General features: G+C 55.2%; 18 protein-coding genes. 4 read left to right on the top strand and 14 right to left on the bottom strand.

Annotated features, from left to right (window positions below; all coding sequences use genetic code 11):
* Window positions 1-11: 11 nt before the first annotated feature.
* The 4 genes from NLX71_RS12785 to NLX71_RS12800 are packed head-to-tail and all read right to left on the bottom strand — an operon-like array spanning window position 12 to window position 4,964.
* Window positions 12-1,286: a glycosyltransferase family 2 protein gene (locus tag NLX71_RS12785; protein ID WP_254364027.1), complete on the bottom strand. Its 1,275-nt coding sequence runs from the start codon at window positions 1,284-1,286 to the stop codon at window positions 12-14.
* On the bottom strand, window positions 1,279-3,027 hold the full coding sequence (locus tag NLX71_RS12790) for a polysaccharide deacetylase family protein (RefSeq protein ID WP_254364028.1): 1,749 nt from the start codon (window positions 3,025-3,027) through the stop codon (window positions 1,279-1,281). Before NLX71_RS12790 ends, NLX71_RS12785 begins: the two co-directional genes overlap by 8 nt.
* Complete coding sequence (locus tag NLX71_RS12795; RefSeq protein WP_254364029.1) at window positions 2,993-3,847, bottom strand: GGDEF domain-containing protein; 855 nt, start codon at window positions 3,845-3,847, stop codon at window positions 2,993-2,995. Before NLX71_RS12795 ends, NLX71_RS12790 begins: the two co-directional genes overlap by 35 nt.
* Window positions 3,828-4,964, bottom strand: a complete 1,137-nt coding sequence (locus NLX71_RS12800; protein WP_254364030.1) for a glycosyl hydrolase family 8 — start codon at window positions 4,962-4,964, stop codon at window positions 3,828-3,830. Before NLX71_RS12800 ends, NLX71_RS12795 begins: the two co-directional genes overlap by 20 nt.
* A 774-nt stretch (window positions 4,965-5,738) precedes the next feature.
* On the opposite strand from NLX71_RS12800, the gene NLX71_RS12805 reads away from it, so the two are divergent.
* Window positions 5,739-6,941, top strand: coding sequence for a response regulator (locus NLX71_RS12805; protein WP_254364031.1), 1,203 nt, complete (start codon window positions 5,739-5,741; stop codon window positions 6,939-6,941).
* A gap of 30 nt (window positions 6,942-6,971) precedes the next feature.
* On the opposite strand, the gene NLX71_RS12810 is transcribed toward NLX71_RS12805, so the two are convergent.
* From NLX71_RS12810 to NLX71_RS12815, 3 genes are all read right to left on the bottom strand, one after another.
* Window positions 6,972-8,054, bottom strand: coding sequence for a sensor histidine kinase (locus tag NLX71_RS12810; protein ID WP_254364032.1), 1,083 nt, complete (start codon window positions 8,052-8,054; stop codon window positions 6,972-6,974).
* A gap of 23 nt (window positions 8,055-8,077) precedes the next feature.
* Window positions 8,078-8,212, bottom strand: coding sequence for a hypothetical protein (locus tag NLX71_RS26580; RefSeq protein ID WP_302058216.1), 135 nt, complete (start codon window positions 8,210-8,212; stop codon window positions 8,078-8,080).
* Between the two features lie 296 nt (window positions 8,213-8,508).
* Window positions 8,509-11,727, bottom strand: a complete 3,219-nt coding sequence (locus NLX71_RS12815) for a bifunctional cytochrome P450/NADPH--P450 reductase (RefSeq protein WP_254364033.1) — start codon at window positions 11,725-11,727, stop codon at window positions 8,509-8,511.
* A 451-nt stretch (window positions 11,728-12,178) separates the two neighbouring features.
* On the opposite strand from NLX71_RS12815, the gene coaA reads away from it, so the two are divergent.
* Entirely contained in the window at window positions 12,179-13,099 is a 921-nt protein-coding gene (coaA, locus tag NLX71_RS12820; RefSeq protein ID WP_254364034.1) for a type I pantothenate kinase, read from the top strand.
* Between the two features lie 111 nt (window positions 13,100-13,210).
* Here the strand turns inward: coaA and NLX71_RS12825 are convergent, their stop codons facing one another.
* The 5 genes from NLX71_RS12825 to NLX71_RS12845 form a co-directional block, all read right to left on the bottom strand.
* Entirely contained in the window at window positions 13,211-13,972 is a 762-nt protein-coding gene (locus NLX71_RS12825) for an SDR family NAD(P)-dependent oxidoreductase (protein ID WP_254364035.1), read from the bottom strand.
* Window positions 13,973-14,011: 39 nt separating this feature from the next.
* Complete coding sequence (locus NLX71_RS12830) at window positions 14,012-14,674, bottom strand: RraA family protein (RefSeq protein ID WP_254364036.1); 663 nt, start codon at window positions 14,672-14,674, stop codon at window positions 14,012-14,014.
* Between the two features lie 153 nt (window positions 14,675-14,827).
* Window positions 14,828-16,537: an IlvD/Edd family dehydratase gene (locus NLX71_RS12835; RefSeq protein ID WP_254364037.1), complete on the bottom strand. Its 1,710-nt coding sequence runs from the start codon at window positions 16,535-16,537 to the stop codon at window positions 14,828-14,830.
* A 94-nt stretch (window positions 16,538-16,631) separates the two neighbouring features.
* Window positions 16,632-17,471, bottom strand: coding sequence for an amidohydrolase family protein (locus NLX71_RS12840; RefSeq protein WP_254364038.1), 840 nt, complete (start codon window positions 17,469-17,471; stop codon window positions 16,632-16,634).
* A gap of 70 nt (window positions 17,472-17,541) precedes the next feature.
* Window positions 17,542-18,855 (bottom strand): aspartate aminotransferase family protein, encoded by a 1,314-nt coding sequence (locus NLX71_RS12845; protein WP_254364039.1) that lies wholly within the window; start codon window positions 18,853-18,855, stop codon window positions 17,542-17,544.
* Window positions 18,856-19,128: 273 nt separating this feature from the next.
* On the opposite strand from NLX71_RS12845, the gene NLX71_RS12850 reads away from it, so the two are divergent.
* Both NLX71_RS12850 and NLX71_RS12855 read left to right on the top strand, forming a co-directional pair.
* Window positions 19,129-19,920 (top strand): IclR family transcriptional regulator, encoded by a 792-nt coding sequence (locus NLX71_RS12850; RefSeq protein WP_254364040.1) that lies wholly within the window; start codon window positions 19,129-19,131, stop codon window positions 19,918-19,920.
* Between the two features lie 124 nt (window positions 19,921-20,044).
* Window positions 20,045-21,385, top strand: a complete 1,341-nt coding sequence (locus NLX71_RS12855) for a TrkH family potassium uptake protein (protein WP_254364085.1) — start codon at window positions 20,045-20,047, stop codon at window positions 21,383-21,385.
* 404 nt (window positions 21,386-21,789) lie between these two features.
* Here the strand turns inward: NLX71_RS12855 and NLX71_RS12860 are convergent, their stop codons facing one another.
* Both NLX71_RS12860 and NLX71_RS12865 read right to left on the bottom strand, forming a co-directional pair.
* Complete coding sequence (locus NLX71_RS12860; RefSeq protein WP_254364041.1) at window positions 21,790-22,050, bottom strand: type II toxin-antitoxin system Phd/YefM family antitoxin; 261 nt, start codon at window positions 22,048-22,050, stop codon at window positions 21,790-21,792.
* Window positions 22,051-22,169: 119 nt separating this feature from the next.
* Window positions 22,170-22,580 carry a hypothetical protein gene (locus NLX71_RS12865; protein WP_254364042.1) on the bottom strand — a complete coding sequence of 137 codons (411 nt, stop codon included), beginning with the start codon at window positions 22,578-22,580 and terminating at the stop codon, window positions 22,170-22,172.
* Between the last annotated feature and the right edge of the window lie 138 nt (window positions 22,581-22,718).

Consider the following 22,718-nt stretch of genomic DNA (forward strand, 5'->3'; position numbering starts at 1 on the left):
CCTATCCGTTGTCATGATACGGCTTCGCCTTTCTTTTCTTTCGAGAAGCGTTCCGTCTTGTACCATTTCGTCTCCTGACGAAACAGCACTCGTTTGATTTCCAAAAATAAGGCATACATGACCAACGCGATCCACAGCTGGGAATACGTAAAATACATCAGCAGAACGATCGCAAAATTTTTCAGCGTAAATTCCGTCTTTTCGATACTGAGCGCAATCATCACTTCCGTGGCGTACAGGAAGAACGCCAGAATCCACAAGATGATCGAAACGATGCCCACATTTAGATGCAAATCGACAAACAGGTTGATGACGAACAGCAGGTCCGATACGATGACGCCCATAAAAAACATGAAGTACGTAAAAAAGAAGTACACCAAATCAAACACGATCCGCTTCTTTTTCAGCGAGAACAGATGCCGCATAAATTTCAGCACGACGTATTGATTGCCGCGCGCCCACCGGGTCCGCTGCTTCCACCATACCTTCCACGTTTCCGGCTCCTGCTCCCACGTGATGGCGGCGGGAAAGAACCGGATATAATAGCCGGCATCGTAGACGCGGATCGTCAGCTCAGTATCTTCGGCGAGCGCCTTCTCGTCCCAGCCTCCCAACTGTTCGATCAGACTGCGGCGGATGGCGAAGTTCGTTCCCGGAATCGTCGTCACCCCGAACCAATTGAAGCGGCCGGCCTGAGCCATCCACTGGAAGGAAATGGTCTCGATGTTAATGAAGCGCGTGAGCAGGTTACAGGCTGCGTTCACGACGCGGAATTTCCCGACAATGACCCCAGCCGCCGGATCATTCTGCATCGCCAGAACCAGATAATGAACGGCCTTCCGTTCCGGCGTATTGTCCGCATCGTAGACGACGATAATTTCGCCGCTGGAATGGAGCAAGCCTTGGTTCAGCGCGCCGGACTTGCCTTTGCCCGCATTGGGCGGCTTGGTGTGCACCACTTTGACGCACGGATATTTGGCCGCGTAGCTGTCCGCGATTTCGCCCGTCCGGTCCGACGAATTATCGTTGACGACGATGATCTCCAGCCGGTCCTTCGGGTAATCGAGCCGGACCATCGCTTTAATCGTGCGCTCGATCACGACCTCCTCGTTGTGCGCGGGAATCAGGATGCTCACTTTGGGAAGCGGGGCTTTGGTTTGCTCCCACTTTTCAATCGGCCTCCTGTACCGCAAATAATGCAGGTACCCCCCTTGCATCAGAAACATATGGTACAAGAGCATGATCCAGATCATCGTTAGCGATGTGTAAAATAAAATTTCAGCCATGGGTGCTCCGCTCCTCAAACAACTGCTTTCGTAAGCTCATGCGAATACGAAGCGTATAGATCAGAAACGCAATGACCGCCAGAGCAACGACCGCCGCAATGCCCCATAAAATTTTTTGCGAAACTCCCATATCCCCCAGTTCCGGCAGCTGGCGGGTAGCGGTCGTCAGTACAAGCGGCGTATTCGTACGGTCCACCGCTTGAAACCGCTCCGACGGCTTATGCTCCAGACGCTTCAAGTCGATCCATTCCAGCCCGGGGACGCTTTCTACCGCCGCGAGAAATTCCTTCAGCCGATCCGCCCCGAGATACGGATGATAAAACATGCCGATGACGCCGCCGCTCACGAATTGCATTTGCCGCACTTTTCTGGCCGTATCCGCAGCCGTCGAAGACGAGACGGCATCGTAGTAGCCGATCGTCTCGGGCAGCAGGGTCATGCCGTGCAGAAATGCCGGGGCCGTGACATAGGGAGCCGTGTTCATCCGCTGCCAATCGCGGTCGCCCAATTGAACCTGCCCGAGCACGTATTGAAAATATTCGGCTGCGACCCGGTACCCTTCCTGACTCATCGTATAGTGCGGAGCCTCGAAGCCGAGCGGATACAGCCCAAGCTCCGTCAGCTCCTTAATGCCGCTCTCCAGCCGATGGCGGGTATACGATTCGTTGAATTGCCTGTTCTTCTCTACGTAGCTCTCGTACGCTTCCTTGCTCGGAAAGTCGTGCCGATGCCGGACTGTAACCTCCCGGTCAGGCTCGTCCATGATCGGGGCATTGTTTTCCACATCCCAGAACTCGAAGCCTTCTCCGGTCTCCGACTGCCTGTATTGGTGCGTATATCCGTGCAGAACGATGCTTGCGCCGCGCTTCTGCAGCTCCCTCAGCACCTCCACCAATTTCGGCATATCTTTCAAACGCTGCTGCTTGTGCGTGACCGGATTCGTATACACCGGGATGAGCGCGATCATATAAGGAATGCCCTTTTCCTCCAAAACCTCGCCTGCCGCCTTCAGCAATTCGGGATCGGACTGCGGGTGGATGTCCTCCAGGCGAATGTAGGCCGGACGGCCTGCCGCAGGCTGTTCCCGGAAAAAGGGATAGAGCCCTTCTCCCAGATAGTATAGAAACGGCACGTCCAGATTGACGGCGGAAAAATAAAAGCTGTTCCGGTCAACGGCAAGCAATGGAAACGCCTGATCCCCTTTCCAGCCCCGCAGAATCGCTTCCCCTTGACGGAGCGCGATCTGCGCAATCGGATAGGTCTGCTCCAGCAGATCGTAGGAGGAGGAGTCTTGCTTCGATACTTTATGAATCTCAACTTTCTGCTCTGCCGATACGAACGAAAAGCGTTCGCCGAGCTGCCCGACATTGTCGCCGACAGCCAGAACCGGTCCGCGGTATGCCCCCATGAGCTGCACAGCCTGCTGCGGCAGAGATTTGGGCACCGCTCCGTAATACACCAAATGCGAAATGTCGCGAAGGTCGTCGCTCTCCACGGCTTCGTCGCTTTTGAACACGACATTCCTTGTAAAATGGCCCAGCAGAAGATCCAGATTCCGGACCGATTCGCTAAGCGTCCCATCCTCCGTCGTATACACAACCAATATTTTGCGTGCTTCGTCCGCTTCTTTAGCCGACGAAGCCCACGTCCCGTGCGAAAGCAGAAGCAGCAGCAACGCGCCAAGCCAGACGACGGTCCGTAACGTTCTATGGAATGTATTGCTCAAGCTCATAGCTCGCATTTTGCACCAGCTCCTTCGCGTCGCCCAGTCCCTCGTTATAGCTTGAAACACCGAAAGCTACATTTAGCGTAACGGTTTGTTTCTGATTGGCAAGCACATGAGTTTTGAACAAGCCTCCGATTTTTCCGATGACGATATCCGCATTTTCTTCCTCCGTGTTCGACAAAATGACAGCAAACGTGTCGTCGGCAATCCGAAACTTGCGGTCGCTCATTCTCGTCTTGTCCCATAAAATACCAGAAAGGGATTGCAGCAAATGAAGCGTCTCCTTGGCGCCGTACAGCTTTTGAAATTGCTCGAAGTACTTGACCTGAATCAGAAGAAGAGAAAAGGGCGCGCCGGTTCTTCTCGAACGCTTGAACTCATCCTCCATTTCGAACAAGAAGCGTTTGTAATTGTCGAAGCCCGTCGCTTCGTCGATGATGACAAGCTGATCGAACTTCTCCTTCATCTCTTGATTTTCGGCTGCCATCGTCATGACCCGCTTGTGAAGCATGCCGGTGACGACCGGCGCCGCAAGGATCGCCGCCATCCAGATGACGATCTCTCCCGCAGACAGGAAGATCGCGGAGGAAACGAACGCTTTCCACAACAGAATCGATCCGAACACAAACATGACGGCGAGACTGAGGCCGAGACCGGTCACCAAGCCAAATACCGTCCCTGCGAAGCCAATAAGCAGGACGGCAGCCAGCAAAAGCGCCTTGCTCCAGGAGAGCGGAGGAAAACCGACCGCAAAAAAGCAGGCAAGCGGCGTAAGCAGCAGCAAGAGAAGCTGATAGAAGAGATAGGTTTGATTTTTAGCGTATAAGCCCTTCATCGTACATTTTCCTTTCCGCCAGCAACGGAACGAGGTTGTCGAAAATATGCGTTTCGTCGTCGAACACAAAACCGCCATACCATTCGTTCGCGGGATTCAAGATTTGAAAGCGCAGCATCCGGTAATACAGCGATTGGGCAAACTCCCTGTCCCCAAGCTCAACAGCGCTCAGGATCGCTAACCCGTATGCCGCCGGAGATTCGAAGTCCACCGCGGGCATTTTGGATTGAGCATGGTACCTTCCGTACAGGACGTCATACTTATTGAACTGTTCCTTGAGCAAGGACCAAACTTCGTTAGAGGGAATACCGGCTTGGGCGCGATGGTAAACAATGTACAGCTGATCGATCCAGTTGATCTCGTCGTTGTACAGATACGTTCCTTTATCAAAATCGTAGGAGAAAGGGAACCACGCGTCGCGCGTCGGGAGGTTCTTCAGAAAATCGACCGTGCTCCGGTAAACCGGTTCGCTCAGCTTACCGCGCTCGTACATCGCTTTGAACGCTGAGACATGCAAGTAGGACAAGGTAAGGATATGGCTTTTCCATGCGGAGGTGTGGTCGTAGAAGTCAGAGAAACGGCCGTCCGTAACCATGTTTTGGGCCACGCTGCCAGAGATCGTATCGGCCAGCGCTGTATAAGCTGGCTTGCCCCATCGGCTGCCGGCCTTGTACAAGGCATCCGCAATCCGCAAATCGTCGATCAAGGCGTTGGTGGCGACCGTTTCGGACGACGTGCCGACCTTCCAGGAAATCCAACCGTCCTCTTTGAGAAAACGGGCTCGAAGGACACCGACATTTTGTTCGAACAAGCCCTTGTCGTCCTTCTCGACCGCGTACTGAAGCCATAGCCCGATCGATTCGGAAAGCGCCTCTTCGCCCTGCGCCACATCCCGGTTCGCTGCTATGCGAGGCTTCAAATTCGTTTTCAGCGTCTCGTCCGCGTTCACCATGTGCCGTCGGATAAAAATTTCTCCGGGCAGCCTGTCGCTCCGGAGCTCCGGAGCGTCCGCCGTTTCTTTCGAAGCATTCGATGCGAATGGCCCTCCGGCCAGTATAAAAGCGGCGGCGGCAATCAGCATAACCAATAGAGCAACGGTAACATAGACCAGCCTCATTTTCGTTTTCCGTTCTTCCTTTCCTATCCGGCAGCGACAGCTTCAAATGTCTGCGATCCCTTGAATGTATTGCGATACCTTGGGCTTCCGGACGGAAGCTGCCGTGCAGTCACGTTCGTTTTTTCACAAGCATACTGTCATCGTAGTACCCCGCTTTTTAGTCTCGAACTATATTAGTCTTCATTCGGATATTCCATCCAGGCATACTGCCCGGCAGCGTCCGACAACTGCGGGTTATGATTTTTGGTGCAAAAGCGACCATGACATCCGTTTCGATCAATGCCATTTCATCGTTCCCGCTCCTTTTTCATCATCTCTCTCTGAATCGCGATCCAATATTTCCGGTTTTTGTCTCCCCGCATCACCCTTATTCTTTCTAAAGAACAACTTTCACTCACTTTACCAACCGCTTCTAAACAAAATCTGAACATCTTTTGACAAAAATTCCAGCCGTTTGAGTCTGCCCGCAGCAAGAACTTGCTGAAAAACAAGCAAAAAGGGCAAGTATGTCTTTTTCCCAATTCATCCAAATTTTAATTTTGTTAAATAATTAACATTTTTTCGTTTTAAATTCAGAAAAGGACGAAACTTTGATATGATCATAAATAGGAAGACAACAGTCTTCTGCTGTTCGTTCAAATGAACTATTTTGCCGTGGAAGCGGTCTTTTTAACAAACAGATTGCTTTTTACATACTGAAAGAGACACCCATGCCACTACGCGGCACCATCAGATGATGAAATACAGTTATTTCAGGATAGGAGGGCGCGAATTTTGGCACTCAATTACACGACAATGGGGTCGGGTTTGTACGGTTTGCGCAAAGGAGATGCGACGATGATTCGGATGATTCTTGCAGACGACGAAGCGCTGGCTCTGTTCAGCTTGCAAAAGCAGCTTGACAAGCTGCACGGCGGCGTTATTGCGGGAGCCTATCAGAATGCGGAAGAAGCCGTCGAGGCGGTGCTGCGAGAGAAGCCGGATGCCGTCTTTTTGGACATCGATATGCCGGAGCTGAGCGGCTTGGAAGCAGCCGAGATCATCATGTCGCACCTGCCGGAAACCGAGATCATCTTTGTGACGGCGTACGAGGAGTATGCGCTCAAGGCTTTCGAGCTGGCGGCGATCGACTATTTGCTGAAGCCTGTCTCCACGCAAAGGCTTGCCAAAACATTAGTCCGGCTGTCGCAGGCCAAAGCCGCCAAGACCAGACCGGATCACTCCGCGGTTAGGCCGTCCGCGAGGACGAAGGAGCAGATTACGATCCACTGCTTTCAGACGCTGGAGGTCGATACCGGCGAATCCGGGCCCGTGCATTGGCGAACGAACAAAGCGCAGGAGCTATTTGCCTACCTCGTCCACCTTCGGGACCAGCCTGTGCGCAAAGATGCGCTGCTGGAACTGTTCTGGCCCGATATCGACCCGAAGAAAGGCTACACGCAGCTCTACACCACCATCTACCAAATCCGCAAAACGGCAAGCGCCGTTCATCCCGGCATCCGCATCGTCAGCGGGGATAAAGGGTACCGGCTTGAGCTGAACGGGGTCGGCGTTGACGTGGTGACTTGGGAGGAAGGACTGCAGGCGGCCCCGCCGCTCGGCGAGCAAACGCTCGCGCGGCATTTGCAATTGCTGGAGCTGTATCGCGGCGACTATCTGGAGGATTGCGGCTATTGGTGGGCGGAGAACGAGCGGGAGCGGCTGCGTATACTGTGGTACCGGCATGCGATGCGCGTCGCGGCTTTTCTGGAAACGCGGGATAGTACGGCGGAAGCTTTCCAGCTCTATTACCTCATCCAGCGCCGATTCCCGTTCACTGAAGAGGTGTATTGGGCGCTGATCAAGCTCTTTATGTATATCGGAGACCGGGTATCTGTGGAACGGCAGTACGATATGCTATCGCAAATGCTGCACGAAGAATTCGGTACGAAACCGGCAAGAACGCTTGAGCAGTGGTGCCGGGAGCGGGTTGTGTGAACTACCCGCTCTTCATTTTGACGGAACCGGTCAAGGCAAAGCCGGAAGCCGGACGGTAAACGTCGTTCCCTGGCCGGGAACGCTCTGTACGGAGACGGAGCCCGTATGCATCTCAACGATCCGCTTGACGATCGCAAGCCCGAGCCCGCTCCCTCCCGTGCTTCGGTTGCGGGATTTGTCGGCCTTGTAGAACCGCTCGAAAATATGCGCCACCTCGTTCTCGGAGATGCCGATCCCGGTATCAGAGATGAATATGACTGCCTGCTGTCCGTTGCGCTTAAGCTGGACGCCGATCGTTCCGCCGACCGGGGTGAATTTGATGCTGTTGTGCAGAAGATTGACCCACACTTGGCTTAGTAAATCTTCGTCAGCCTCGATGCTGACGTCTTCCAGCGACACATCCATGTCGATTCCTTTATCATGCCACTGCGGCTCGCACGCCAGAATGAGGCTGCGCAGCTGCTTGTCGAGCCGGTACCGCCTCCGCTCGAACGGATGATGGTCGGATTCGAGGGAGGTCAGCTTCAGCAGGTTTTCGCTCAGCTTGGACAGTCTGGCGCTTTCCTTTTCGATGATGCCGAGATAACGCATCCGTTCCTCCCGGCTGAGCTCGTCGCTCTGCAGGATGCGGGCAAAGCCGCCGATCGACGTCAACGGCGACTGGATCTCATGGGAAACGTTGGAGATGAACTCCTGGCGCATTTTTTCCATCTGATTGAGCTCGACGGCCATGTGGTTAATGCTTTCGACGAGCTCGCCGAACTGGTCCGTGACGCGCTCATTCGGGGGGATTTTGACGGTGAAATCACCTTTGGCAATCCGCCGCATAGCATTGATCATCGGCCGGAACCTTTCCATGTGCTTATCGTGAAAAATCACTCCGATCGTCCCCATAAGCCCCATGCTGGTAACAAATGCAATCAATTGGGTAAATAGCTGGCCGACGTAATCGGAAGGTTGGCTTCCAACCACCTCCAGCAAATAGTGGATGAAGACATAGGCGGCCGACCAGCTCGCCGTCGAAAATAAAAGCAATAAGCAAATCCCGAAGAGGCTCTTCAAAAATCTCCATCCGCGCCCCAGTACCCGATTCCCCCAGTGCTGTACTTCCACTCCAGTCCCTCCTTATCGTTCGTTCAAGCCTGCTCTTGAATGCGAAGCTGCTGTGCGGCAAATTCGCGGTACAGCGCATGCGTTTGGAACAGCTGTTCGCGCGTGCCGATGTTCGTCACCTCGCTTCTCTCAAGAAAGACGATTGGGTACGCATCCACCACGGTCGACAGCCGGTGCGCAATGATCAGCGTCGTCCAACTCCCATTCTATTTTCCTATAACGCTCTTCCGTTTGACAACCTGAACTTTGCGATACTTTTTTAAACGAAATATTAACGAAAAAGACTGGGACACCGGGAAAAGAAAAAAGCCTTCATCCGCCAAAAGCATCGGATCAAGGCCGGCTGCGCAGCCGCAGCGTCATGTGGATATTCGTATAGGTATCCGTCAACATCGTCAGATGGCCGTTTCTTCCGCAGAACGTCTCATGATCTCGCTTACCGTCTCTTGTGCTGCTATTTGACCATCGCGACGCTATGTTCCTGATGCACGCGTCCCCATCCTTCTTTCGCATAACGCCCCTCCGTTCGAAGGCGCTCCAACCAAGCTTTCGCTTCCTGCTCCCCTGCTCCATGCACGGTCCGGTATGCTTTCTGCAATGCCGACTCCACCTCCAGAGACGTTTGAGCCTCATCCCCGCATACGAAGATGCATCCTCCCCGATCAAGAATGTCCATCAAATTCGATGCATGGCGTTCCAGCAAATGCTGTACATGGATGCTGCTTTTCCCTTCCGCATGGGAAAAAGCTTGATGAAGCGTAACAACATCCTCCCTATCGTAGCGCTCAAGATCCTCGCGATAAATCGAATCCGCTTCATTCCGGCATCCGATATAAAGATGCGCCTCACCCAGAGCGGCTCCGTTCTCCCGGATCGCGGTCCGCCCCTGCAAAAAGCCCCGGAAAGCCGCTGCTCCTGTCCCGGTCCCCACCATAATGATCGGCGTTGTCGGATCTTCCGGGAGCCGCAATCCGGCTTCGGACGTACGGATGAAGATCAAGACTTCTTCTCCGGGCCTGCATTCGGCCAAGTGATTCGAAGCAGCCCCGCGGTATTCGCCGCACCCGCTCCAAGCGGGGTCCTGCACCACGTCTATGGCAACGCTGATCTGCCGGGGGCTGACCTGAGGGGAGCTGGATATGAAATAGTATCTTGGCTGCAAAGGAGGCAGCAGCTCGATCAACCTTTCGAACGGCAGCTGGCAGGCTTCATATTTTTCAAGCAGGTCGAGCATGGTCATGCGCTTCTTCAAAATCTGCTCCTCGTAGACGCTATCCCCGGCCATAGCTTCCAATTCATGCTTGTGCGGAGGACACACCGTATAGGCCGCAAGCTCACGCAGCTGCTCGCGGGTAACGGCCTCCTGCAGTTCTACGCACCGGCTCAACAGCTCATGAATACCGACCGGTCGATCCACTGGGAGATGCGCGAGGCTTTTACCGTTTGCCGTAACAATCAGTTGATGGCTCCCCCTCAATCCGTACCGCCGCAAAATCCGACCGACATTCGCCGGGCTGTTGCTTGGCAGCACGCCGAGAAGATCGCCCTCCCGGTAGGTAATCCCCTCCGGCAGCGCAAGCTCCAGATGCCGTGTGCTCCGGCTGCTGCCGGCCATCCGAAGTTCGCGGTTATCCGTCACCGAAGCGTAGACGGCCTCATAGGTCTGGGCAAGCGGAATCCGATCCAAGCCGCTGACCACCCGGACATGAAGATTTCTTTTCTCATTCACCGCGTCGTCTCGTTCTAGTCCGAAAGCATGCCTAAGATCGGACCATAGGCGGACCCGCCATTCGTCAAGCTGCTTCTCGAAGTCGCCGCCGGCATCCGCCTCGCCGCGCACCGAGAGCCTTGCCGCCCCCTTCCGGGCCAACTGTTCGTCAATCCACCGCGGCACATCCTGATACGTATTGGACCAGCTGCGGTCCCCGCACCCGAATACGGCATACCGAACCCCTTGAAGCTCGCCCGGCTGCACACCTTCAAGCCATTTCACGAACTCGCGCGCATTGCCCGGAGGCTTGCCGTTATAAGACGCGGTGACGATAAGCACCGCTCCGTCCTTGGGCAGCCCTCCGGCCCAATCGTTCAGCGGCGCAGCCTCGCTTCGGAAGCCTTGCGACCGCGCGGCATCCGACAGCTCGCGGGCAATCCCTTCCGCCGTGCCTAAATTGGAGCCGTAAAGCACGAGCAGAGACGTCTTTTCCGCCCCTGCAAGCGGACGGTTCGCCTGCGCCTGCCCTTGATCCGCCGCCTCAACGGCTTTGGAATGGCTTGCTTCCGGTTCTCGAACCGCGGGGCTTGCCGTCTTATGCCGCTGCCGCACGCGGATATGAAAATCGCCCGGCTTGAGCGTCAAGGTTTGCTTCACATCCAACCGATAGTTCATATGATCCACTAACTCAAAATGCCTGAGAATCATGCCGAGGACCAGCGTCGCTTCGTGAAGCGCAAACTGCATGCCGATGCAAGCCCGCTGCCCGTTTCCAAACGGCTTGTAGGCATGATTGGGAATTTTGCCGGGATCTTCGAACCGTTCGGGGCGGAATTCGTCCGCGTCGGCGCCCCAGGCGGCTTTATCCCGATGAAGCTGCGGCAGGAGAACCCCGACGCCTTCCCCCTTCCGAATGCGATACTTTCCTCCAATGACCATATCTTCCTTCGCATAGAGCTCGAATCCAGGGGCCGTTGGCCATAGGCGCAGCGATTCGTTTAAAATCATCCGAATATAATGGAGCTGCAGCACCTGCGAATACGATGGAAACGAATCTGTCAGCACCCGGTCTGCTTCCAGATAAGCCTTCTGAAGCACATCCGGATGCTTCAGCAAAAAGTATAAAGCGAACGATAACAAGCCGCTGGTCGTCTCATGTCCGGCGATCAAGAATGTGATAATCTGATACCGGATATTTTTGTCATCCAGCGTCTCGCCTGTCTCCGGGTCCTTCCCGTTCAGCATCCGGGCGAGCAGGTCGATTTCCCCCCAGTCCCCGTTTGCTTTTCGTTCCTCGATGATTTTGTCCACCAAGGAAAACATCGTTTGAATATCTTCGTTAAACTGCTGTCTTGTTCGCACCATGAACAGGTTTTGGATCTTCAGGCGCCCGCTTTGCAGCATCGCTTCGTTCAGAGCGCGGACCATGCTGTTAATAAAAGGGCTTGGCGTTTCGCGATAAAAACTGTTAAAGCGGTAGTTGAAGCCGCATAAGCCGATCGTGTCCAGCGTAAGCCGAGTCATGTCCTCCGCGACATCGATGCTTTCGTTGGGGTTGAGACGGGCCCATTTTTGAATCAGCTGCGAAGCGATGTCGACCATCATCGCATGATACCCTTTCATCGCCTGCTGGCTAAAGGTGGGGAGGAGAATACGATGCGCTTTTTGCCAGTTCGGCTCATCCGTGTGGCTTGTAAACAACCCGTCTCCGCCAAAGGCGCGCACGTTCTCCAAGTCGCCCTTTATGCTTTTATCGAAGCGCGATTCGTCGCAAATTTCCGCTACGAGGTCATGTCCGGACACTATAATGCTGGAAAAACCCGGAAGCGTGATCCGGTATATAGGGCCGTACTCTTCTGCAAGTTTACCAAGCGAAAGGGTCGGTTTCTTGCTGTCGATCAAAGGTAAATTTCCAAGGGGACCATAGGTTCTGGGTTGAGGAATAACTCCCGCTTCACTCATAACAACCATCCTCCCGAATCGATTTGCCTTGCCGAGCCTCTTTATACCTGCTTTACGGCTTGCTTGCTTGCTTTGAATCTGTGGTACAGCGTCTAATTTAATTCCATTATAATCCAATTTATGCATAAATTCAACCAAAAAAAGCCGTGCTATTCACGGCTTAGAATATGCAGCAACTCCTTCGAAACATGGATAAGCAACTCATTCCGCTTTTGGCGGCTGCCAGACAAAACGCCTGGATTAGCGCTTGGAAAGCGATCCAGACGTAATTCGCGCCTTGCGACCAAAACGAGAAAGCAGATGGTACCCGTAAAATCCGGCCGTCGAGCTCAAACCCCCCGTTACAATTTTTCTTTGCGCAAAAGAAGTTCAAGTAGTGAAATCCCCGCCAGGTCATGCTATGATATGAAAATGCATTAACACTAAACCATTGATGGACAGTGAGGTCCCGATGAATCCGTACTCCCTCTATTATGAATTCGATCGTCAGGCGTGGTCCGGACTACCTGCTAACGCGCCGCTTCGCATTACGATGGAAGAGTTCGAGCAACTCAAAGGCCTGAACGACAAAGTTCCGTTTCAAGAGGTCGAAGAAATTTATCTTCCCTTGACACGGTTTCTCGATCTGCTGGTGGATAACGCCAGGACGCTTCACCGCTCATCCGCTTCCTTCCTGCGGAACGGCGCCGAACCGGTTCCGTTCATTATCGGCATTGCCGGGAGCGTGGCCGTGGGCAAAAGCACGACGGCCAGACTGCTGCAGCTGCTGCTGTCGCGATGTTCAGAGCACCGGAACGTGGAGCTGATTACGACGGACGGCTTCTTGTTCCCGAACCGCGTGCTTGAGGAACGAGGGCTCATGAAGCGCAAAGGCTTCCCGGAAAGCTACGACATCAAAAAACTGCTCCGGTTTATCCGCGATGTTAAAGCGGGCAAGCCCGTCGTCCATGCGCCGGTTTATTCGCACTTATCATACGATATCGTGCCGGACGAGGTGGAGACAATCCGCCAGCCTGATATTTTGATCATGGAAGGCATCAACGTCCTGCAAGTCGGGAAGCAGTCCCAAGTGTTCGTCAGCGACTTTTTCGATTATTCGATCTATGTCGACGCGAAGGAAAAGGACATTGAGCAGTGGTACATCGAACGGTTCCGGATGCTCCGCGAAACAGCGTTTCTCAATCCAAAGTCGTATTTTCACCGTTTTGCCCAGCTTTATGGCGAGGAGCTCGTTGCAACCGCTTCCGGCATCTGGAAGGACATCAACGCAGTCAACCTGCACGAGAACATTTTGCCGACCAAAGGCCGCGCGAAGATGATTCTGGAAAAAGGGGCGAACCACGCCGTGCAGCGGGTATTCGTGCGGAAATGACACGGCAAAAAGCCGCCCCTTCCTTACGACGACGCAAGCTTTAACGCCGAAGCGGCGTTAAAGCAGCGGTCAAGGAAGCAGACGGCTGTGCGGCCCACTGGTCCGTTGCCGTTAAAACTCGCTCGCGTTCGCGAGATGTCCCCCGTCTACCGTGATCGTGGAACCGGTTACGTAACTGGACTCGTCGGACGCGAGAAACAGAAACACGTTCGCCACTTCGTCGATCGTGGCCGATCTTCGCATCGGCGTTCGCTCGGAAAAGGTCGGCAGCCCTTCTCGGATGCGCAGCTCGCGATCGAGTGGCGTCTCCACGAAGCCAGGCGCAACGACGTTCACACGGATGCCGTGCGGAGCCAGCTCTACGGCCATCGATTGCGACAGCAGGATAACGCCCGCTTTCGAAGCGTTGTAATGCGCCAGCATCGAGCTGCCCGCAAGGCCGTTCTTGGAGCTCATGTTGACGATGCTTCCGCCCGTTCCTTGCCGGATCATCCTTTCGGCGGCCAACTGACCCAACCGGAACACGGCGCGAACATTGATGTCCATCACCGCGTCCCAATGGGCCAGCGGGATGTCCAGAAACGATTCCCGGTACGCTATCCCGGCATTGTTGATCACAATGTCGATCCCCTGCCAGCGGTCGAATGCCTCCCCCGCCGCCTGCTCAAGCTGCTCCAGATCGCGCAGGTCGCACACCGACAAAGCAAGCCTCTCCGCCTGCCCGGCGAACTCCTCCCGCAGTGACTCCAGCTCGGTTTCGTTCCGGTCCAGCGCGATCACGCTGGCCCCCTCCGCCAAAAAGCGTCCGACGATGCCCTTGCCGATCCCTTGGGCGCCGCCGGTGACAAGCGCACGTTTGCCACTAAGCCTCATGCTGCCTCTCCTCCTCTGCTTCTTTGCTCCACTGTCTGGTTACAGCACGCCGTATTTGTCATACACTTCACGCAGTGTGCGGCCCGCCTTTAGCTCGTCGCGGGTATGGTTTTCGCGGGTCACCTTGTCCATCGCGAGCCGCACCACCTCATCGACGACCGCAGCAGGAATGACGACAACGCCGTCCCGGTCGCCGAACACGACGTCGCCCGGATGGACCAGCACGTCGCCGCACAGCACCGGCACGTCATATTCGATGACCAAGCCGCGCCCGCGGGAATCGACCGGCTTCGTGCCCGTCGCGAAGACCGGAAAATCCAGCTCCAAAATTTTTTTCGAATCGCGGATCAGACCGTCCACGACCGCGCCATGGGCGCCGCGAGCTTGGGATGCGGTCGAGAGCAGCTCGCCCCATAGCCCGTTCTGGCGGGAACGGTTCGTGCAGCCGATCACGATCTCGCCCGGCTTGATGCTGTCCACGGCGGCGATTTCCTGCGCGTACGGATCGTCCGGCAGATGATGCACGTCGACGGACAGCATCGTTTTCGCCCGCCCCGCAATGACCCAATCGTTGGATAACGGTGTCAAATCCTCTCTCATGACCTGATGGCGGTACCCCAGCTCGTCTAACGTATCGGATATGACAGCGGAATACAAGTTTTTGCACATGGAATCAAACAATGGCTTATCGTTGTCGTACATCGCTTTTCCTCCTCTATCAGGGGCTCGGCTTCAGCCTTTCACGGCGCCCGCGGACAGCCCTTTCACAAAATTAGCTTTGAAAAGCAAAAAACAATGCCAAAATAGCCAATCCGTCCGTCCAAGCTGGCCCGTAGGGGCCGGGAAATCCCGGCCCTACTTCCGCAGCTCCTTCGGGACGAGGAAGTCGAAGTCGCACCCTTTGTCCGCTTGCATAACACGCTCAATGTACAGTAACCCATAGCCCCGATCGTAATGCGGCTCAGGCGCGGTCCACCGCTCCCGGCGGCGCTCCAGCTCTTCGGCGTCCACCTCGAGATGCAGCCGCCGATCAGCGATATCCAGCTCGATCATGTCCCCGTCTTGCACGAGCGCCAGCGGACCGCCGACCGCCGCTTCCGGGGCGGCGTGCACGATCAGCGCGCCATAAGACGTGCCGCTGATCCGGGCGTCGGAGATGCGGACCATGTCGCGGACACCGCGCAGCAGCAGCTTTTTCGGAATCGGGATTTGCCCGATTTCCGGCATCGCCGGAGCGCCTTTGGGCCCGGCGTTCTTGAGCACTAGCACGCTGTTTTCGTCCACGTCAAGCTCCGGATCGTCGATGCGCCGATCGAGATCGGCCGGCGATTCGAACACGACCGCCCGTCCCCGATGCTTCTTCAGATGCGGCGAGACCGCCGTCTGCTTGATCAGCGCGCCATCCGGCGCCAGATTGCCGCGAAGTACGGCGATGCCGCCTTGCGGATCGAGAGGCTGGTCCAGCGGGTAGATCACGTTGCGGTCCAGCACCTCCACGCCGCGCAGATTCTCGCTGATGGTACGGCCGGTCACGGTCAGACAATCGCCATGCAGCAGCCCTTCCAGCTCCTTCATCAGCGCCGGGACGCCGCCTGCCTCGAAGTATTCCTCCATCTGATACTGGCCGGAAGGCCGCAGATTGAGCAGGAACGGAGTCGCTGCGGCAATCTCGTCGAACTTCTCCAGCGGGAGCCGGATGCCGAGGCGGCCGGCAATCGCCACCAGGTGGATGATCGCATTCGTCGATCCGCCGCTGGCCATCGTCACGCGGATCGCATTTTCCAGCGCCGCTTCCGTCATGATCTCCCGCGGCCGGATGTCCGCTTTCACCAGATTGACGATCTGGCGGCCGGTGCGCTCCGCCATATGCCGCCTGCGGCTGTCCGGCGCAGGAATGGCCGCGCAGCCGGGCAGCGCCATGCCGATCGCTTCGGCGATGGAAGCCATCGTGCTGGCCGTTCCCATCACCATGCAGTGGCCGTCGCTACGGCAGATCGCGTTCTCCGCCGTCGCCAGCTGCTCGTCGTTGATATTGCCCGCCTTATGCTCCAGCGTAAACTGGTAGCAATCCGTACACGCGCCCAGACTTCGGCCGTTCAGCCGTCCGTTCAGCATCGGCCCGCCCGTCAGCACGATGGCCGGAATGTTGGCGCTGGCGGCGGCCATCAGTTGGGCCGGCACCGTTTTATCGCAGCCGCCGATCAGCACGACGCCGTCGATCGGGTGCGCCTTCAACATTTCCTCCGTATCCATCGCCATCAGATTGCGAAGCAGCATCGTCGTCGGCTTGACGTAAGGCTCGCCGATGGAAATCGTCGGAAACTCCATCGGGAGTCCCCCGGCTTGCCAGACGCCCCGCTTCACGTAATCGACCAGCTCGTTGAAGTGGGAATGGCATTTGTTCAGCTCGCTGAACGTATTGCATATGCCGATGACCGGCTTGGCAAGATCCTCTTCCGTATACCCCATCGATTTCGTAAACGAGCGGTGGATGAAGCCCCACAGCCCTTCGTCGGCAAAATAAGCTTCGCCCCTGCGTTTTCCGTTGCCCGATTGTTCCGCCATTTCGCTTCCGTCTCCTTCTTGCGTGCCCCGCACGCGTTTCGTCCTTCGTCCGGCTCTATGTTCTGCAGCGCTTCAAGAAGCCTTGCCTCAGTTATTACACAAGTCCAAGCAGCTCCGGCGTATTCCGATGCAAAATCTCTTCAATCACCTGCTCCGGCACGCGGGGCAGCGAGGTGCCCTCGGTGAACCGGTTAATGTTCCGCAGCGCGTCGATCATCTGCTGCGTCGTAAAGAACGGATAATCCGATCCGAACAATATTTTATGCGTTACCCCGTACTCGCAAGCCGACACCAGCGCATTGTAAAACTGCCACGGACGGGAGCCTAGCGCCGACACATCCATGTACAGGTTCGGATGTTTGCGGACAACGGAGATGCATTCGTCTACCCAAGGATGCCCCATATGGGCGATCAACATCTTCAAATTCGGGAACGCCCGGGCGATCGGATCGAGCGCCGCCGGTCGGGAGGCGTCGAGGTATCCTTCCGGCACGAACGATGTGCCCTGGTGCCACAGAATCGGCACGCCCAGCTCGTCCGCCTTCGCATAGAGCGGAAAATGCTCCTTCGCCTCCGGGTAAAAGTTTTGGTAGATCGGACCGAGCTTCAAGCCCTTCAGCCCGAGTTCCTTCACCGCAGATTCCAGCAGGCTGGCTGCATTCAGCCGGTTCGGATCGACACTGGCGAAGCCGAACAGCTTGCCGGGATGCTTGGCTACGTAGTCCGCAACGTACTCGTTCGGCACGTTGAGCCCGGTGGCCGGGGCGTCAAAGGCCAGCACGATTGCGCCGTCGATATCCTTGAACAGCTCCCAGTGCCCTTCCGGCGTCACGAGCATTTCCTGCCCGTCTCCCCAGGCCCGTTTGGCCGCCTCCAGCGTAGCTCCGCCGAACTGGCCCGGGCCGAATACGTGCGTATGGCAATCGAAGATCATCTCTTGTGCTACCTCCCCGCGTCGTTTGTCTGTATGATAACCCGCCCGTTCATCTACGCGCTTCTCCGCCTCACAGCTTTCCTTCGCTGCGAAGCTCCTTCAGCACGTCTTCGATGCACTGGAGCGTATGGTCGATATCTTGCTCGGTATGGCTAAAGCTGACATGATTGCGCTTGATGTTCATCGGCATTTTGAAGATACCCCGCTCCATCAGCTTCCGGCGGTACGACACGTACAATTCGGCGTCGTTGTCCTTCAGATCGGTGTAATTCAGCGGCTCGCGGTCCATGAAATAGGTCGTCCATACGGACCCGAAGCCGGCGACGTACGCCTGAATGCCCATCCGCTCGTGAATATCGCGAATCCCTTGCCGCATCCGTTCGCCCAAGCGGAAAATGTGCTCGTGCACGCCTGACGTCTCCATCATCTCGATGGTCGCGATCGAGGCCGCCGTGCCGACGGCATGGCCGTTGTACGTTCCCGCGAACCAGACGTCCCCGCCCGGATTCGTATTAAAACGCATCATCAGCTCGTTCTTGCCTGCGACCGCCGCGATCGGAAAGCCGTTGGCCATCGCTTTACCCATCGTCGTCAGGTCCGGCGTCACCCCGCATACCTTCTGGTAGCCGCCGATGTCGTGCCGGAAGCCGGTGATGACCTCATCGAAAATCAGCACCGCGCCGTACCGCGTGCACAGCTCCCGCAGCCCCTGCAGGAATCCCGGCTGCGGCATCACGCAGCCGATGTTGTGGGGCACCGGCTCCACGATCAGCGCGGCAACCTCGCCCGAATTCGCTTCGAACGTCCGCTGCACGTCGTCCAGATCGTTAAACGTACAGATCAGCGTATTGTCGATCGCTTCGTCCATCATCCCGGCGGACCCCGGATCGCGCTTGCCGATCATGTCCCATGCGCTGAGCATGTTGCGGGCGACATAGTCATGCCAGCCGTGATAGCAGCCCTGGAACTTGATCAGCTTCGCCCGTCCGGTCACCGCCCGCGACAGCCGGATGGCATGGTAGGTCGCTTCCGAGCCGGAGTTACAGAACAGCACCGATTCCGACGACGGGACATGCTTGCAAATTTTCTCCGCCAGCTCGATCTCCAGATCCGTCGTGCCGACCCCGTAAAGATCGGTGCGCTCCAGCGCCTCCACGACCCGTTGGGTGACGTAAGGGTGACGGTGTCCGAGGACGAACGGCCCGAAGGCCCCTTGGTAGTCGATATAGCGGTTGCCGTCCGCATCGTAAATGTAAGCGCCTTCTGCTTTCGTAAAAATAAGATGCGGCGCTATATTGCGAATCGACGTATGCACGCCGCCTGGGGTGTAGCGCAGTGCCCGTTCGTACAGCTCACTTGATGCTTCCGTTTTTAACCCGTTCATGAAATCACTCCTCAAGTTTGAATGGCGTTTAGCATGTAAAACGTTATTTAATTTAAAAGTAAACGCTTCCCGTTTGTTTGTCAATATGGTATTTTGAAGGTAAACCGTTCCTGCTCCACTCCGTCATTGTTGGTAGAAACCGGATGTGCGCTATGGTTGTTCGCGGAAAGTCCGAACGCTTTTCCATAAGCAATGAAAGCGCTTGACGCAAAGAACCGTGTTTTTGTATGATGAACATTGTTTAAACTATATCAAAGTTAAGGCGGAACGATTATGGCTACGGGTAAAAAATATAACGTCCCCGCATTGGAGAAGGCGATCGCCATCATCGAAACGCTGTCCCAGCGCGAAGAGCCTGTCGGCGTCAGCGACTTGTGCAAGCTCGTGGACATCCCGAAAACGAGCGTTTTCTTCATTCTCAATACGCTGGAGCAGCATCAATATATCATCAAAAGCCCCGACGGCAAGTACAGTCTCGGCTCCAAATTCATCCATATCGGCCTGTCCACGCTGAACCGGATCGATATCCGCACCGCAGCCCGGGTGTCCATGGAGCGGTTGCTCGGTGAAACGGGCTTCACCGTGCACCTCGCCATACTCGATAACTTTGAGCCGATGTACATCGAGAAGGTCGAAAGCCAGGCGTTTGTCAAGTTCGCCTCCTATATCGGGCAGCGGCAGCCGCTTCACGCCTCGGGCGTCGGCAAGGCGCTGGCCGCCTTCATGCCGCAGGACCTGCTGGAGCAGGCGATCCGCGAGAAAGGACTGCCAGAGAAAACGGAGAAGACGCTCACGAATGTCCACGATTTCATGGCGGAAATCGAGGCGATCCGCAGGCAGGGATATGCCGTGGAGGACGAGGAAGGCGAGGCGGGAGTACGCTGCATCGGGGCCCCGGTATTCGATCATTACGGGCAGCTCAAGGCGGCGGTCAGCATCACCGCTTTGCGGACGGAGCTTCCGATCCACGACATCCCTGACGTCAGCGAGAAGGTCAAGCGTGCCGCGCTGGATATTTCGAGGCAGCTCGGGTATGTCCAGACGCTGGAACCGGAGCTGAATTAAGCGGAAGCCGCCGGAGCCTTTTGGGTCATGTTCACCTTATGCATAGTGAAATCCACGTCGTACCATGCTATGATATGGAAAGCCATGACTACAACCGTGGGAACATAACCTTGAGGTGAATCCGGTGCGAACTCCGGCCAAATTGATCAAAATAACCCCGCCGCGCGTATTGGCGGGGGGCTTTGCGCTCATTATTATAATCGGCTCTTTTCTGCTAACCCTGCCGGCCGCCTCTGCGGACGGGCAGTCCATGAGATACATCGACGCTTTGTTTACGGCAACGTCGGCTACCTGCGTCACCGGGCTGACTGTTGTCGATACCGGCAAGCATTTTTCGCTGTTCGGGCAAATCGTTCTGCTGCTGATGGTGCAGTTGGGCGGACTCGGCTTCATGACGATGGCCACCTGGTTTACGCTGGCGTTGAAGCGCCGTGTCTCGCTGCGGGACCGTCTGTTATTGAAAGAGTCGATGAACCACGCCAACATTGACGGCATCGTCCGACTAATCATTCGGGTCTTCCTTTATTCGATGACCATTGAAGGGATCGCTGCGTTCTACTTCATGCTGCGCTGGTCTCAGGAGATGCCGCTCGGGAAGGCCGCCTATTTCGGCCTGTTCCATGCCGTGTCGATCTTCAACAATGCGGGCTTCGAATTGTTCGGCGGGTTCCGCAGCTTAACGCCTTACGTCAACGATATCGGCATCAATCTCGTTTCCATGATGCTCATCTTTTTCGGCGGAATCGGGTTTATCGTCATCTCGGAGCTGATCGAATTTCCCAAGACCCGCAAGCTGTCCTTGCACAGCAAGGTCGTCTTGTCGACGAACGGCATTCTGGTGCTGTCGGGCGCCGTGTTCATTCTGATCCTCGAATTCACCAATGCGAAGACGCTGGGCAGCATGCCTTGGGATACGAAAATCGTCGCCTCCTTCTTCCAATCGATGACTTTGCGCTCCGCCGGCGTCAACACGCTCGACATCGCCGAGCTTCGGACCGCCACGCAATTTCTGATGATCGTCATGATGTTCATCGGCGCGGCTCCCGGCTCTACCGGAGGAGGCATCCGGCTCACGACGTTCGCGATCCTGGCCGGGGCTTTCGTGGCGATGCTGCGCGGCAAGGAAGACGTCGTGCTGTTCCGCCACCGGCTGCCTGAGAAGGACATCTACAAAGCCGTCACGTTCACGCTGACCGCCGTCTTGTTCCTCGCATTTGCGACGATGCTGCTGTCCACCTTCCAAGAGCAGGATTTTCTGAAAATCTTGTTCGAGACGACCTCCGCCTTCGGTACGGTGGGCCTTAGCATGGGGTTGACCGCCGAATTAACGTTTGCCGGAAAAATTTTGATGATTTGCGTCATGTTTATCGGACGAGTGGGACTCGTGACGCTGGCGTTCGCCTTGCAGCCGAATCCGAAAAAAGAGCTGTTCCGGTATCCGGAAGGAAAAATCACCATCGGATGAAGACGGGAGAGGAGACTGCCAAGCAAAGGCCCGGCCTTCACTGTATCGCTGCCGCTCTCCTGGAGCCGATGCTTGTTATAGCTGATCCGATTCCAAAAAAGGGATGATTTGAGCGGCAAGATGGATAAGAACATGCCCGGCATCCGGTAAAATGTGAATTCGGGCATGTGGAAGTCTGACTGCGCTCCATTTCGTTACAAGTCCAGAAGCCATCCTTCAGCTTCCCCGGCGCTGCCGAATACCCTGAAATCATTTCCTTTGTTCGCTTCGGCCAGCAGTTCTTCGCCTCTCCAGCATCAGGCAAAACAAAAAGCCCTTCATTGTAGAGGGCTTGCGGAACATGTCTGTATTTGCTTGTTTTCTTGGGCCATCCGTTTCCTATATTAACCCCATTTTTGGGAAAATCAATTCACTTTCCTCCGCATGTTTGCCATGACTTGATCATGATCCAATAGTTCAGCGCCTTCGGCAACTTGCTTCTCGGCTACCAGAAGCTTGGCTTGCAATTTGATTCTGGCTTCCATACGACGAAAAGCTTCATGGCTCATCACCACCAAATCAGCTTCTCCATTGCGTGTTAGCACAACGGGTTCATCAATCTCATGGCAAAACTTCGAAAACCCGTTATAATCTTGACGAATGGTCGTAGACGGCTTTATATGCATCGTTTCACACCCTTTCCTATACTATTAATCTGACCATATTATATCATTATTATTATATCCAAGTCATCCCGTTTTAGTGCGTAGTGCTCTCTCCGAGTGATAACTTATCGGATAAAGGCTCACTCGAAAACGCCCCTTGTCGTTTCATGATCAGCATCGGCGGTAACGATATCCATAAATCCGATCCCCGCAGTCTGCATTAAAATATGAGCGGCTTTATCCAACCCCATTGCCTCATGAACATATCTTCTCGCGTGATCAGTATCGTCTAGAGCCAAGCACATCCTTCGCATAGCATGCAGCCGTCGATGTTCTTTATAAATTTCAACACAAGCCTTGATGATGATTTTCTTTTGTTCCGTATCCTTGCGAAGTATCGAATGTAAAGCTACCGCCGCGTGCTTAAAGCCATCACTCACCCCGCTGGCATACATTTTTTCATTTTCGTATTCCCAAGAATTCTTCTCTGCTTCCCAAACCATGTGGATATCCTGAAAATCTTTCAGCAGTTTACTCAGTGCTATACTCATCGTTTCCTCCTTCGCAGTTAAGCTACATTTGTTGAATTAAATAAATTACATACTAGTCATTTCAATCAACTTGTTGGTTATAATATACAACAAAAGTATCATTAAGTCAATTATTATAGTCAACTTTTTGATCATTTT

Origin of the sequence: Paenibacillus sp. MZ04-78.2, from assembly GCF_024213375.1 — a bacterium.
GTDB lineage: Bacteria > Bacillota > Bacilli > Paenibacillales > NBRC-103111 > Paenibacillus_G.